Source organism: Spirochaeta thermophila DSM 6192 (assembly GCF_000147075.1).
Taxonomy (GTDB): Bacteria; Spirochaetota; Spirochaetia; order Winmispirales; family Winmispiraceae; genus Winmispira; species Winmispira thermophila_A.
This window is the reverse complement of record NC_014484.1, coordinates 637,501-650,690: the sequence shown is the minus strand read 5'-3', so window position 1 is coordinate 650,690 and position 13,190 is coordinate 637,501. Positions and strand designations below refer to the sequence as shown.

At 59.8% G+C, this 13,190-nt stretch carries 13 protein-coding genes; 5 read left to right on the top strand and 8 right to left on the bottom strand.

Annotation, left to right across the window (positions count from 1 at the left end; all coding sequences use genetic code 11):
* Positions 1-4 precede the first annotated feature (4 nt).
* The 3 genes from STHERM_RS02790 to STHERM_RS02780 are packed head-to-tail and all read left to right on the top strand — an operon-like array spanning position 5 to position 5,528.
* Positions 5-3,841, top strand: a complete 3,837-nt coding sequence (locus STHERM_RS02790; protein ID WP_041623191.1) for a PAS domain-containing protein — start codon at positions 5-7, stop codon at positions 3,839-3,841.
* Positions 3,838-5,133, top strand: a complete 1,296-nt coding sequence (locus STHERM_RS02785; RefSeq protein WP_013313369.1) for a response regulator — start codon at positions 3,838-3,840, stop codon at positions 5,131-5,133. The genes STHERM_RS02790 and STHERM_RS02785 overlap by 4 nt, the downstream gene beginning before the upstream one ends.
* Positions 5,134-5,162: 29 nt before the next feature.
* Positions 5,163-5,528: a hypothetical protein gene (locus tag STHERM_RS02780; protein ID WP_013313368.1), complete on the top strand. Its 366-nt coding sequence runs from the start codon at positions 5,163-5,165 to the stop codon at positions 5,526-5,528.
* 3 nt (positions 5,529-5,531) lie between these two features.
* Here the strand turns inward: STHERM_RS02780 and STHERM_RS02775 are convergent, their stop codons facing one another.
* The gene (locus STHERM_RS02775) at positions 5,532-6,695 is read right to left on the bottom strand and encodes a GGDEF domain-containing protein (RefSeq protein ID WP_013313367.1); all 1,164 of its coding nucleotides are present in this window, start codon (positions 6,693-6,695) and stop codon (positions 5,532-5,534) included.
* A gap of 63 nt (positions 6,696-6,758) precedes the next feature.
* Positions 6,759-7,841, bottom strand: coding sequence for a mannonate dehydratase (locus tag STHERM_RS02770; protein WP_041623190.1), 1,083 nt, complete (start codon positions 7,839-7,841; stop codon positions 6,759-6,761).
* Between the two features lie 148 nt (positions 7,842-7,989).
* Here STHERM_RS02770 and STHERM_RS02765 point away from each other — a divergent pair, with 148 nt between their 5' ends.
* The gene (locus STHERM_RS02765; protein WP_013313365.1) at positions 7,990-9,045 is read left to right on the top strand and encodes a 2-hydroxyacid dehydrogenase; all 1,056 of its coding nucleotides are present in this window, start codon (positions 7,990-7,992) and stop codon (positions 9,043-9,045) included.
* Between the two features lie 7 nt (positions 9,046-9,052).
* Here the strand turns inward: STHERM_RS02765 and STHERM_RS02760 are convergent, their stop codons facing one another.
* From STHERM_RS02760 to STHERM_RS02740, 5 genes are all read right to left on the bottom strand, one after another.
* A complete protein-coding gene (locus STHERM_RS02760; RefSeq protein WP_013313364.1) occupies positions 9,053-9,334 on the bottom strand; it encodes a hypothetical protein in 282 nt (93 codons plus the stop codon).
* A 23-nt stretch (positions 9,335-9,357) separates the two neighbouring features.
* On the bottom strand, positions 9,358-10,188 hold the full coding sequence (locus STHERM_RS02755) for a sugar phosphate isomerase/epimerase family protein (protein ID WP_013313363.1): 831 nt from the start codon (positions 10,186-10,188) through the stop codon (positions 9,358-9,360).
* A 69-nt stretch (positions 10,189-10,257) separates the two neighbouring features.
* Positions 10,258-10,458, bottom strand: a complete 201-nt coding sequence (locus STHERM_RS02750; protein ID WP_013313362.1) for a hypothetical protein — start codon at positions 10,456-10,458, stop codon at positions 10,258-10,260.
* Positions 10,459-10,501: 43 nt separating this feature from the next.
* Complete coding sequence (locus STHERM_RS02745) at positions 10,502-11,437, bottom strand: endonuclease/exonuclease/phosphatase family protein (protein ID WP_013313361.1); 936 nt, start codon at positions 11,435-11,437, stop codon at positions 10,502-10,504.
* 3 nt (positions 11,438-11,440) lie between these two features.
* Positions 11,441-12,025 carry an ATP-dependent Clp protease proteolytic subunit gene (locus tag STHERM_RS02740; protein WP_013313360.1) on the bottom strand — a complete coding sequence of 195 codons (585 nt, stop codon included), beginning with the start codon at positions 12,023-12,025 and terminating at the stop codon, positions 11,441-11,443.
* Positions 12,026-12,118: 93 nt separating this feature from the next.
* On the opposite strand from STHERM_RS02740, the gene era reads away from it, so the two are divergent.
* Positions 12,119-12,991, top strand: a complete 873-nt coding sequence (gene era / locus STHERM_RS02735) for a GTPase Era (RefSeq protein WP_013313359.1) — start codon at positions 12,119-12,121, stop codon at positions 12,989-12,991.
* Positions 12,992-13,051: 60 nt separating this feature from the next.
* On the opposite strand, the gene STHERM_RS11425 is transcribed toward era, so the two are convergent.
* Positions 13,052-13,171 carry a 30S ribosomal protein THX gene (locus STHERM_RS11425; protein WP_014624235.1) on the bottom strand — a complete coding sequence of 40 codons (120 nt, stop codon included), beginning with the start codon at positions 13,169-13,171 and terminating at the stop codon, positions 13,052-13,054.
* Between the last annotated feature and the right edge of the window lie 19 nt (positions 13,172-13,190).

Genomic DNA, 13,190 nt, shown 5'->3' with positions numbered 1-13,190 from the left:
GAGTATGGGAGAAGAGTATGCCATGACCTCCTCCCGCGGGGGGGGAGAGATATCCTCACTCGAGGAGAGCCTCGAAGAAGTCTCCCTGGACATGGGGGCACCGGGGGCAAGCCTCTGTCTCACTATCACCTATGAACTCCAGGAGATCGCCCGGTGGGAGGCCCCCGATGCGGTCACCCTTCTGGACGCGCTCCTCCTCTCCACCGACGAAGGCAGGTTCTGGATAGAGGGCTTCGAACTCAGGAACTTCACCCATCTGTCCATCCTGGACGGGCGCATACACCTCTACCCCCTCAAGGTGGGAGGATTCCTCTACGGCATCCTCGCGGTCGACAGCCCCTCGCATCCCGAGGCCTTCCTCTCCCATAAATCGAGGTACGAACAGGCCTGGTTCTCCGCCCTTCCCTGGGAACGGATATTCACCCCCGGGTTCCGTCTCGATATCGCGAAAAACCTCCTCCCCTCACTCCGGACAGGGCTCCTCTATCTGGACGTCCGGACCCGTTCGATCGATCTCCACCTCCCGGGATCCTCGACGAGCCCTTCCACGTCCCTCACCCTCTCCGAACCGGAATTCCTCGCCACCGTGGAACCCGATGCCCGGAAGTCCCTCGAGGAGTTCCTCGCCGCTCCCCACGACACCTTCCACGGACGCTTCTCCTTCCCGGGAAGGGGCCGCACCTCTTTCCTCGTCATACCCCTCCCGGTGCAGGGCCGGATCCTCCCCTTCCTCCTCCTCGACGTACACGCCGAGACCCTCTACTTCGAGTCACTGCAGGAACAGCGGAGGCTCTTCACCTCGGTATTGGATTCCTTCACCGACTACATTCTGGTGACGGACAGCGACAGGCGTATCCTCTACGCCAACACGGCCTTCGAGACCTGGGCCTACCTCCTGGAAGGACGCCCTCTCCCCAGCCTGGTCGGCAAGCCCATCTCCCTCGTCTCGAGGGCCATCGATGCCCACCTCCGCCCCCTTTTGGAGGAGGCGGAGAAGAGCGACACGGTGATCCTCAGGGAGATCTCCTGGCAGCACAGGGCGGAAGAGATCACGACCGAGGTCACCATATTCCCCCTCCACAAGGACTACGAGACCGCACGGTGGCTCATCATACTTCACAACATCACCCACCGGAAACGCACCGAACGTCTCCTCAGCCAGCAGAAGCAGTTCTATCGCCAGATGCTGGAGGCCCTCCCCATAGGGGTCTATACCCTCGATCCGCTCAGCGACTACACCGTCTCCCTGTGGAATCCCTACATGGAACGGATCACAGGAGTCCCCCGGCAGAAGGCCCTGGGAGTCCCCGAGACCCGACTCTTCCCTCCCCCTCTCTCCGAGGAGCTCGAAGTCCTCAACCGGAAGATACTCGAGGATCCCCTCACCCGGGTCCTCGTCCCCTCGATGGAAGTCGAGTTCCCCCACCAGGAGGAGTCCCGCATCGTGAAGGTGCAGAAGCGAGGTGTCCTCACCCCCGAAGGTGAGCTCGACCACATTCTGGTCCTCCTGGAAGACATCACCGAACAGCGACGGACGGAGGAGGAACTCGAACGATACCGCAACCACCTGGAGGAGGAGGTCGCGCGGAAGAGCGCGGAGCTCGCGCGGGCCGCCATGGAGATGGACGCCATCCTCCGGAGCACCGAGTCGGTGGCCATCTGTTCCATGGACAGGGATCTGCGCATCCAGATCTTCAACCCCACCCTCGCCCGACTGTCTCGCATGTACTTCAAGAGACCTCCTCGGAGGGAGATGCGCTTTACCGATCTGTTCCCCACGAGGACCATGCAGAGGCAGGTGGAGACGGCCGTCTCCCGGGTTCTCTCGGGTCAGACATTCACCACCCGCTTTTCCGTCTCCAGGAGGAACCTCCTCCCCCTCCACCTGGAGGTGGTCATCTCTCCCAAACGGAACGAGGGGGGAGAGATCCTCGGTGCCACGGTGATCGCCATGGACATCACCCAGCGGGCCACCGTGGAACGCCAGATGCGGCTCTTCAAGGCCATAGCCGACACCGCACCCTACGGGACCGTGATCATCGACGCCAACCACACCATCGTCTACGCCAATCCCTACATGGCCCGGATCCACGGCTACAGGCTGGAAGAAGTGATGGGTCAACACCTCTCCATCTTCCACACCGAGGAGCAGTACGAGAAGCTCATCGAGGAACTCACCAGGGCGGAGGACGTGGGAGTGATGCCCTCCCAGGAGATATGGCACGTCTATCAGGGACAGCTTCCTTTCCCCATGCTCACGACCGCCACATTCATCAAGGACGAAGAGGGGCACGTCACCTACATAGGAATCGTGTCCCTCGACATGAGCCTCCAGAAAGAGGCCGAACAGAAGCTCAAGGAAGCCAAGGAGGAAGCGGAGCGGGCGATGCGGGCCAAGAGTGAGTTCCTCGCCAACATGAGCCACGAGATCCGAACCCCGCTCAACGCCATCATCGGCTTCACCGACCTCCTCGCCTCCTCCTTCCCCTCGGGGAAGGAAGCCTCCTACCTCGACGCCATAAGATCCAGCGGCAAGAACCTCCTCATGCTCATCAACGACATCCTCGACCTCTCCAAGATAGAAGCCGGCAAGATGACCCTCTCCTACAGCCCTGTCGACCTGCGTTCCTTCATCGAGGAAATAGCCAACATCTTCCGGACCCAAGTGGAGCACAAGGGCCTCTCCTTCATCCTCGACTACGCCCCTGCCCTCCCTCCCACCGTGGAGATCGACGAACTCAGACTCAGGCAGGTCCTCTTCAACCTCATAGGCAACGCCATCAAGTTCACCGAACAGGGCCATGTGAAGGTCCAGGTGAGAGGGAGCCTTCATACCGAAGAATCGAAGGTGGACCTCACCATCTCCGTGGAAGACACCGGCATAGGCATACGACCGGAGGAGAGAGAGGCCATCTTCCAGTCCTTCCACCAGAGCTCGGGCCAGGATACCCGCAAATACGGGGGCACGGGACTCGGACTCACGATCTCGAAGCGCCTCGTGGAGATGATGGGCGGGACCATCTCCGTGGAAAGCGAGTACGGGAAGGGAACCACCTTCACCGTGAATATTCCCGATCTCACCTGCTCCACCGAGCGGATGGTGTCCGCCACCGAGGAAACCGGGGGAGACGTCCCGATGTACGAAGGGAAGGTCATCCTGGTGGTCGATGACAAGGATCTCAACCGCACCCTTCTCAAGGAATACCTCGCGCCCACAGGGGCAACCGTCATCGAAGCCTCGAATGGGCAAGAGGCCCTCTCCCGAGCCGAGGCCCACCCTCCCGACCTCATCCTCATGGACATCAGGATGCCTGTGATGGACGGCCTCAGTTTCATCAAGGAATACTACAGAGATCCTTCCCATCGGAACATACCGGTGATCGCCCTCACCGCCTCGGTCCTCAAAGAGCGGCACGAGGAATTCCTGAGGAACGGGTTCGTCGAAGTCCTCACCAAGCCGATCCAGAAGGACGCCCTCTTCTCGACCTTGAGATCCTTCCTCCCGACGGAAACGAGTCGCACCGCGGCTCCCCCTCCCCCGCGGGAGGAGCATCTCGAGTTCACGGCCGAAGACCTCGCACGAAGGGCGCAGATCCTCTCCCTCTACGATCGGGAGATCGCTCCCCTTCTCGAAGAGGCGAAAGAGACATGGCTCAACACCACCCTGGAGGAACTCGGCTCCAGGGCAAAAGAGGCGGGAACGCGAATCGGCTCACCTTTTCTCTCGGGGTGGGGTGCATCCCTGGAGGAAGCGGTACAGAGCTTCAACATACATCGGATACGCACCCTTATAAAGGAGTTTGAAGAGAAGATCGGACGATTGAAGGAGGAATCCCTATGACACAGGGGACAGAGAAAAAACACCGGATCCTCATCGTGGACGACACACCTCCCAACATACAGCTGCTGGGCAGTATCCTCCAGGAACACTACATCGTCTCCTTCGCGGAGAGCGGCCCGGAGGCCCTCTCCCGGCTGGAGAAGACCCCCTTCGATCTCATCCTCCTCGACATCATGATGCCTGAAATGGATGGATTTGAGGTGTGCCGCCGGGTGAGGAGCAATCCAAAGACGAAAGATATACCCATCATCTTCCTCTCGGCAAAGGCCGACAGGGAGAGCGTGATGAAAGGACTCGAACTCGGCGGTCAGGACTATGTTGTCAAACCCTACGACCCCCGGGAACTCCTCAAGAGGGTCCAGACCCAGCTTTCCCTGAGGGAACAGCAGAAGAAGATCGAAGAGCTCTCGCAGAAGGCCCGACCGGCCGCCATCCCCCTCACCAAGCTCACCGGACTCGAGTTCCTCACCCGAAAACAGTTCTACGAGAAACTCATGTTCCTCACCATCCACGAGAACCTCTCCTCCCGGCTGAACCTCGTGCGCGACACCCCCCTCCTCACCGAGAACGATCCCGCCCTCTCCCTCGCCGAGATCGAAAAGATCCTCCTCCTCACCCGAAATCACCTCTCCAAGAACAAGGACGGGCTCCTCAAGGCAGGTATGGAAGAAGCGAGAGAGCTCATGACGGCATTCTCGAAGGCAGAACTCCAGAAACACCTCGTCATCATACGAGAGGCCCTCAAGCAGCACAACGTCATAAGCAACGGGCTCTTCTTCGTGAAGACCTACTTCGAGACACTGAAGGATCACGTGAGCCACACGGAAGACGGGACAGACCGACCGGTGAGCGACATGGTCGCCTCCGTCCTCGAGGAGGTCCTCCCCCTCCTTCCCGAGACCGTGACCGTGACGACCGCCACCCCTCCCGTGCAGGATCCCTCCCCCCTGAGCCGTGACCACCTCTTCCTCATCCTGGCTCACGGTCTCCTCACCGCCGCCGAGAGCATCCTGAGCGGAGAGGGGGAAGGAGACGTGTCCTTCTCGGCTTACGCCCACGGGGGTATACTCTACCTCGAGATCAGCGATACCGGCACGGGGCTCAAGGTGCAAGAACGGAGGCGACTCCTGAGGGCTTTCGAGGAGGAGGATCTGGGAGTCGGGATCCTCGCCCTTGGTCTCGCCACAGTGAAGGAACTCGTGGAGACTCAATACAAGGGGACGTTCCGCATCGAGGAAACCGAGGCAGGGACCAAGACCTCTGTTCACATCCCGCTTCGCATGGTACAATGACTCCATCCGTGTGCAGAGGAGGCTCGTGGATGAATCGGATCGAGTGGAAGTGGGTCTTCGTCAGCATGGGAATATTCCTCGTCACCGAGGTGGTACTACGCGTAGGTCTCACCCTCTTCGGGATCCTCACCCTGGGGATAGGCTTCATCCTCTTCCTGTTCATCAAACCCGCGGTCTATTTCCTGGGGGGACTCCTCTCGGGCTACATCTCTCCCGGGATCACCCTCATGGAACCCGCCCTGGGAGCGGTGCTCATCAATGTCCTCAGCACCGTGCTCTACACCCCGGTCTTCGGCATAGGGAAGCTCCTCGGCCTCATGATCTCCAGCCTGGCGGCCTTCTTCTTCGCCCTGATCGGCGCCCGGACGGGCGAACGCCTCCAGTATCTCTCCTGACCGCTACGTGCGCACCTGCTCCAGGAGCGCCTCCCTGTACTCCTCGGCGAGGGAGAGGAGCCCTTTCCTGTAGACCGTGGTCCTGTTCCGTCCCCGCTCCTTCGAAAGATAGAGGGCCTGATCCGCCTCCTCGATGAGCTTCCGGGGATCCAGGAGACGGTATCGAGTGCAAGAAGTGACGCCCACGCTCACCGTCACGTGGAGGATCTTGTCTTCGAAATAGACCTTCATGAGCTCTATGCTGTGGCGGACCCGCTCCGCCACGATGTAGGCCGCGTTCCTGTTGGCCCCGGGGAGGAGCACGACGAACTCCTCCCCACCGTACCGGGCTGCCACATCACCCTTCCGCAGGTTCTGCTTGATATTCCTCGCGATGGAGATGAGGACCTCGTCGCCGGCAAGGTGGCCGTAGCGGTCGTTAAAGAGCTTGAAGTGGTCCACATCCAGGATGATGAGCCCCAGGTGGCCTCCGTACCGCTTCACCCGGTAGAGTTCTTCTTCGAGCCTCCTCATGAAGAACGAGGCGTTGTAGATCCCCGTCTTGAAGTCCATGATGGACGAGCGGTAGTGGATGTTGTTCTGGAGGCTTATCGAGACGAACTCCACCAGACGTCCGATATAGGCGAGCTCCTGGGGGGTATAGTCCTCGCCGAGCACCTTCTTCCCGAAGACGATGAGCCCGTAGACCCCCCCCATCCCTATCACCGGGACGAGGATCTCCGCTTCCACGGCCCGCAACGGCTCCACCAGCCCCGGCGAAGGCACCTTGTATTCGAAGAGCGAAAAGCTGATGGAAGAGGGATGCCGCTCGAAGAACTCCCGGTACCCATCCAGGCTCGTGATCTCGAAGGGGGGTGGGATCTCCCTGAGCCGCTCATAGCACTTCACCAGGATCTTGCCCTCCACCCCCGCCTCCTGGAGGATGAGGGTGAGATACGAAGGGATGAACTTGTCCATGAGCCCCTGGACCACCACCTCGAGCACCTCCTCTATCGAGGACTTGCTGAGGAGTTCCACCGCCTGGGAGATGATCTCCTCAAGATTACTGATCTCGTTCCTGTAGTGCTGGAGCTCATCGAGGACACCGATCCGCTTCAGGAGATCATAATACTTGAGATAGTCCTCGTTCCCACCAGGAGCCTCTCTGTTCGTCCCTTCCATCGGCATGCCTCGGTCGATCCTCCTGTGCAGTATCTGCACTTATAGCATATATGATTTCCGCCGACTTTGCTACCGCGACGCTGATTTCTCTATCCCCTCCCAGAGACCGAGGATATAAGCGATGCCCAGGGCCCGGTCATAGAAACCATACCCCGGCCGCCCCTCCTCTCCCCAGATGTGGCGTCCGTGATCGGGTCTCAGGTAGCCGTCGAATCCGATCCCGTGGAGCGCCGCCACGAGCTCGTACATGTCCAGGCTCCCGCAGAAACTCGGATGCGCCGATTCGTAGAAGATACCCTCACCCTGTTTCTTGAGGTTCCTCAAGTGGACGAAGGCGAGTCTCCCCCGCTCCCCCACCCTCCGAATGATGCGGGCCACATCGTTGTCGGAGCGCGCGGCGAGCGACCCCGTACAAAGCGCACAGCTGTTGGCGGGACTGTCGACCAGGGCGAGGATGCGCAGGATGTTCTCCTCGGTGGTCACGATACGCGGCAACCCGAACACCCCCCAGGGGGGATCATCCGGATGGATGGCCATCCGGATTCCGAGACGCTCGCACTCCGGCACCACGGCGGAAAGGAAATAGCGGAGGTTGTCGAAGAGCTCGTCCTCACCCATGGCCCTGTACTGCTCTATGGTGCTCCTGACGGCGGCCAGCCGCTCCGGCTCCCAGCCGGGCAGGGAAAATCCCTTGGACTGGCCGAACATGGCCGACACGAGATCTTCGACGCCCTTGCCCTCGAGGAGTCTCCGGTCGTAGGCCATGGTGGAGGAACCATCATCGAGGGTATAGGCGAGATCCGTACGAATCCAGTCGAAGACCGGCATGAAGTTGTAGCAGACGACCTTCACGCCTACGGAGGCGAGGTTCCTGAGCGTGAGGATATAGTTCTCGATGTACCTGTCCCTCGAAGGGAGGCCGAGTTTGATATCCTCGTGCACGTTGACGCTCTCCACCACCTCGAAGGAGAGCCCATGCGAGCAGATGAGGGACTTCAATTCCTCGATGCGGCCCTTTGGCCACACCTCTCCCACCGGGATATCGAAGAGGGCGCTCACCACCCCCTCCACGCCCGGGACCTGACGGATCCACTGGAGGGGGACATGATCGTCTTTCGGACCGAACCACCGAACCACAATTGTAGGTGCCATCACACACTCCTCATGACATACTCGACGTATATGGCAGGTATGATACCAAAAATTCCATTTCATCACAATCGTAAACTCCCTCTTCCCTTTTTCCGGATTTTTTATTACTATTCAAGTAAGAATACTTTTTTATCGATTGGAGGACTCCATGAAGCACCTGCCATCGATCCTCATGTACGACACGAAACCCTACGACCGTGAGTTTTTCGAGAGCGTGAACCAACGCTATGGATTCACCATAAAGTATCTCTCCGATCGCCTCACGGAGGACAACGCGATCCTCGCCAAGGGCTATGACGCGGTCTGTCTCTTCGTGAACGACTATGTGACCCCAAAGGTCGCCGAGGTCTTCGCCTCGGCGGGAGTGAAGCTCATCGCCCTTAGATGTGCAGGGTACAACAACATCGATCTCCCTTCGGTCTACGGGAAGATCCACGTGGTCCGCGTTCCTGCCTACTCCCCTCACGCGGTGGCGGAGCACACCGTGGCGCTCCTCCTCGCCCTCAACCGGAAGGTCCACCGGGCCTACTGGAGGACCAGGGAGTTCAACTTCAGCCTCACCGGGCTGATGGGGTTCGACCTCCACGGCAAGACGGCCGGCATCATCGGGACGGGCCAGATAGGACGCCTCGTGGCTCAGATACTCGGAGACGGATTCGGCATGCGCATCCTCCTCCACGACCCCTATCCGGCCGGGGAATGGGCCGCCTCACACGGGTTTTCCTACGTGCCTCTCGAGACGCTCTACCGCGAATCCGACGTGATCTCGCTCCACTGTCCCCTCACCCCCCAGACTATCCACCTGATCAACGACGAGAGCCTCTCTCTCATGAAAAAGGGAGTTTTCATCGTCAACACCGGCCGGGGCAAACTCATCGACACAAAGGCCCTCATCCAGGCCCTCAAACGAGGGCACATCGGTGCGGCGGGACTCGACGTGTACGAAGAGGAGACCGAATACTTCTTCGAGGACCACTCCGACACCCACATCCAGGACGACGTGCTCGCCAGGCTCCTCACCTTTCCCAACGTCCTGGTCACGAGCCATCAGGCCTTCTTCACCCGTGAGGCCCTCACCAACATCGCGGAGACCACCCTCAAGAACATCGACGACTTCTTCAGCGGTCGATCTCTCGAGAACGAAATCTGCTATCAGTGTGACAAGGCATCGTGCCGGAAGAAGGAGACCGGACGCTGCTTCTAGCGGGACGTCACCGGGAGGCCCTTCGGAGGGCCTCCCGTTCCATCCTCCGGTTCCGGAGATAGAGGAGGGTGTCGATCCCCACCATCGTCCAGTTGAGGATGTAGAGGATGAGTACGGGATCCCGCGCATAGAAGAGTTTGTGGATGATCCCCGAGGTGTACCCTATCAGCAACACGAGCAGGAAGAGGAGGCTCTTCCCCCTCGTCGACCGGGAGACATACGAGGTATGGATCGAGAAGGGCCACGCAGCGCCGAAACAGAGGAGCATGAGGGCTTCGAACGGACTCATGGGCCGGCCTCCTCGAAACGTCCCTACAGCCCCACCCCTATCTCCCGGGCCACCTGCGTTACGTAGTCACGGGCCTGGACATATTCCTCAGGGGTGGAGAGGTGCTCCAGCATCCCCGGGACGTCATCCAGTCGATCGAGCTCGGAGAGCAGGGTCCTGTAGTCGAGGTTCCCCCTCCCGGGAATCACTTCTTCAAGATGGACCAGAAACCGGTCCTGGAGACGCACGTCCTTGAGGTGGCACGATCGTATCCAGGGTCCGAGTCTCCGCACGAAGTCGCGTATCACCTCTGCGTTGTGAAAGAAGCGCTCGGGGCTCCAGATCATGTTCACCGGATCGAAGTGCACCGCAAAGGCCTTTCTGTCCACCGCCTTGATGAGCCGTTCGTAGCTTTCAGCGGTGTGCGGATACATCCACGGCATGGTCTCGAGGGTGTAGAAGGTGCGGAGAGGCTTCACCTCGTCTATGATCGATCGTACCGTCTCCACGATGAGGTCGAAGGCCTCCTCGCCGAGATCGTCGGCACAGGGGCCGTCCCACTTCTCCCCCAGAGATCCGCCGATGTTCACACAACACCTGGCCCCCAGCTCGTCTGCGAGGGAGAGAGCCCTCACACACGCATCCAGGGCGGCCTTTCGCTCCCCGGGGTGTCGCGAGAGGGGATTGTTCCACACGCCCACCTCGGCGATCACGATATCCGCACGTTCGGCGGCTTCCCGGTAGGCCGCGATCTCCTCGGATGAGGCTTCCGGGGAGACCGGAGCGTAGGCCGCGCGGTATCCCCACCGCCTCAGGAGCGTCACCCATTCTTCCGGCGACCGGACTTCGGCGAAGAGAGGCCCTCCCAATCTCATACGATCTCCTTCCTGGGCAAAAACAAAGCCCTGCCCCCCAGGCAGAGCTTCTCAGATCGGCGAGAGGCCTCATTCCGCAAGCGCGGCGAGGGCCTCCTCCCTCTTTCCATGGGCCACCGCCTTTGAACAGGGCTTGCACACTGAAAGTTTCTTTTCGTGGGCAGAGACCTCGTAGAGGAGCTTCACCCCTGTTCTTCCACAGAGAGGACACTTCCCTCTCCCTTTCTTCGGCTGATCCTTAAGCCCCTTACCCCTGTGAGCTTTGGACATCTCCCATACTCCTCTTACAATATGGTACGCAATAGTATCCCGATTACTTCATACGGGTCAAGTCCGTGAGGATGACCTTCACCGGGAGGTGGTCAGAGTATCCGCTTCCCGTACCCATGTCCCATGACCACGGACGGCCCCTCTCATCGAGAAGCCAGGGGAAGGCCACCACCTCCCCTCCTGTCACATCGAGCCCCACCCCGTCTCGAAGCCCCTCGGTGAAGAAAAACCCGTCGATCCGCTCCCATCGGCCCTCATACCAATACGATCCAGGAGGCATGGTCCCGGGCACCATCATGCTCCACACCGAATGGACATCCTGCGGGAAGAGCGCGCGGTCAAAGAATGTCTCCACCGCGTCGGCCTCCATGTTGAAATCCCCTCCCACGAGGACGTGGACTCCAGGCGCGGTCCTGCGGATCTCCTCCAACCGTCTCGCGATGAGGAACAACTGGTTCCGCCGAATCTCATCCCGCCACGCAGGACCTGCCCGGGAGATGAGATGGACACCGAAAAGAAACACCTGTTCTCCCCCAAGGCGGTACTCCACCTCTACCACACTCCGGAGGGCGGCCACCCTGGGATCCTTGAGGGCGTGCACCCTCACGCCCTCGACCGGTATACGGGAGAGCACCGCCACGTGAACCGCTCCCTCCTCCTCCGGGAGGAAGTGCCACCGGTACCCCGCATCGGCAAGATACCCGGAGACGAGCCGGCCGAGCACCCGCTCGTTCTCCACTTCCTGGAGAATGAGCACATCCGCATCGAGGGACCGCACCACCCGGCTCACTGCCTCCAAGCGTACAAGAACCTTCTCCTCGGTCCAGAACGAGGACGGCCGGAACTCGTCGTACTCCGCCCCATCCTCCACCGCGTCGAAGAGGTTCTCCACGTTATAGGTAGCTACGACGTACTCCTCCCCTCGGACCCCGACCAACCGGAAGAGGAGCAGGAAGAAGACGAGGTGGGGCCTTCCCATCGATCAGACGAGCTCCTTCCCCGAAGAGATGATACGGCTTATGAGACCATAGGAGAGGGCCTCGCCTGCGTTCAACCAGTAATCCCTGTCGGTATCCTTCTCCACTTGCTCCAGCGGCCGGCCCGTCTCCTCACTTATGATCTGGTTGATCTTGTGTCGCGTCCTCTCGATCTCCTTGGCGTGGATCTCTATCTCGGTGGCCACGCCGCGCATCCCGCTCCACGGCTGGTGGATGAGATAGTGGGAATTCGGGAGACCGAGGCGGTACTCCTTCGGCGCCGCCAGGAGGATGAGGGCCGCCGCACTCGCCACGAGCCCCATCCCTATGGTATACACGGGCACTCCCACGAACCGTATCATGTCGAAGATCGCGAACCCCGCATCCACATCGCCTCCCGGAGAGTCGATGAAGACCTTCACCGGTTCGTCACCCATCTGTTCGAGGAGAAGGAGCTGCTTCACCACCTTCTCCACCAGTTCCTTGTTCACCTCACCTGAGAGGATGATCGACCTCGTCCTAAGAAACTTCTCCATGAGAGCCTGTTGATCGCCCTGTTCCTTCCGTTCGTCCTTCTCCTGGAATCTCATGCGTTCGTTTCCTCCGTTGTTCCTGCAAGATATGCTCTGCCGTAAATATACCACTTATGGACGGCAAGGTCGATATTCGCTACTGTTATAGATATGAAAGTCGCAGTGTGCGCCATCGTAGGGAGACCGTCGAGCGGCAAGTCGACCCTCCTCAACACCCTGTGCGGGAGGAAGGTGGCCATCACCTCCCCCGTACCCCAGACCACCAGGAACAGGATACGGGGGATCGTCACCGAGGAGCGAGGGCAGATCGTCTTCATCGACACCCCGGGCTACCACCAGTCAGAAAAGAAGTTCAACCTCTTCCTCAAAGAGCAGGTGATCGAGGCACTCAAAGAGGTCGACGAGATTCTCTACCTCGTCGACAGCACCCGGTCGATTGGTGAAGAAGAGCACGAGCTTATCGAGTTGGTCAAGCAGGCGGGAAAACCTGTCGTGATCGCCCTCAACAAGATCGATATCCCCGAACACCATGCAGAGGGGATGGTTCCCTTGCTCAAGGCCCACTTCCCTTCCGCCCCCATCGTGAAGATCTCCGCTTACACCGGTGAGGGCCTGGAGGACCTCAAAGCCAGGCTCTTCGAGGCGGCCGAAGAGGGACCACAACTCTATCCCGAGGAGTTCTACACCGATCAGGAACCTCGTTTCCGGATCGCTGAGATCATAAGGGAAAAAGCGATCCACCAGACGAGGGAAGAACTCCCCCACGCCCTCTATGTGGAAGTCCTGGACGTGGAAGAACGACCGGACGAAACGCTTTGGGCCCGAGCCCTCATCTGTGTGGAACGGGAGTCCCAGAAGGGAATCATCATAGGGAGAGGGGGGGAAAAGATAAAAACCATCAGGCTCCAGTCCGAGAAGGAACTCTCCGGGATCTTCGAACGACCGGTGAGGCTCGACCTCAGGGTCAAGGTGGTACCCAAGTGGCGGCGTAACGAGGGTCTTCTCCGTCGGCTCCTCACATAAAAGGATCCTCCCATTTTTTGGAGTGGGAGGATCGGCCGGAACAGATCGCGAGACGCCCACCTACGAGGAGGATCCCTGCTGTCGCTTCCGCCTGCGCAGGTTCTTGGGCTTCGGTCTCGTATTCCCGTAGGTGCCTCTCCAGATCTTGCCCTTCCTGCTCTTCTTGTCACCTTTTCCCATAGCGGCCTCCAGCAAAAAA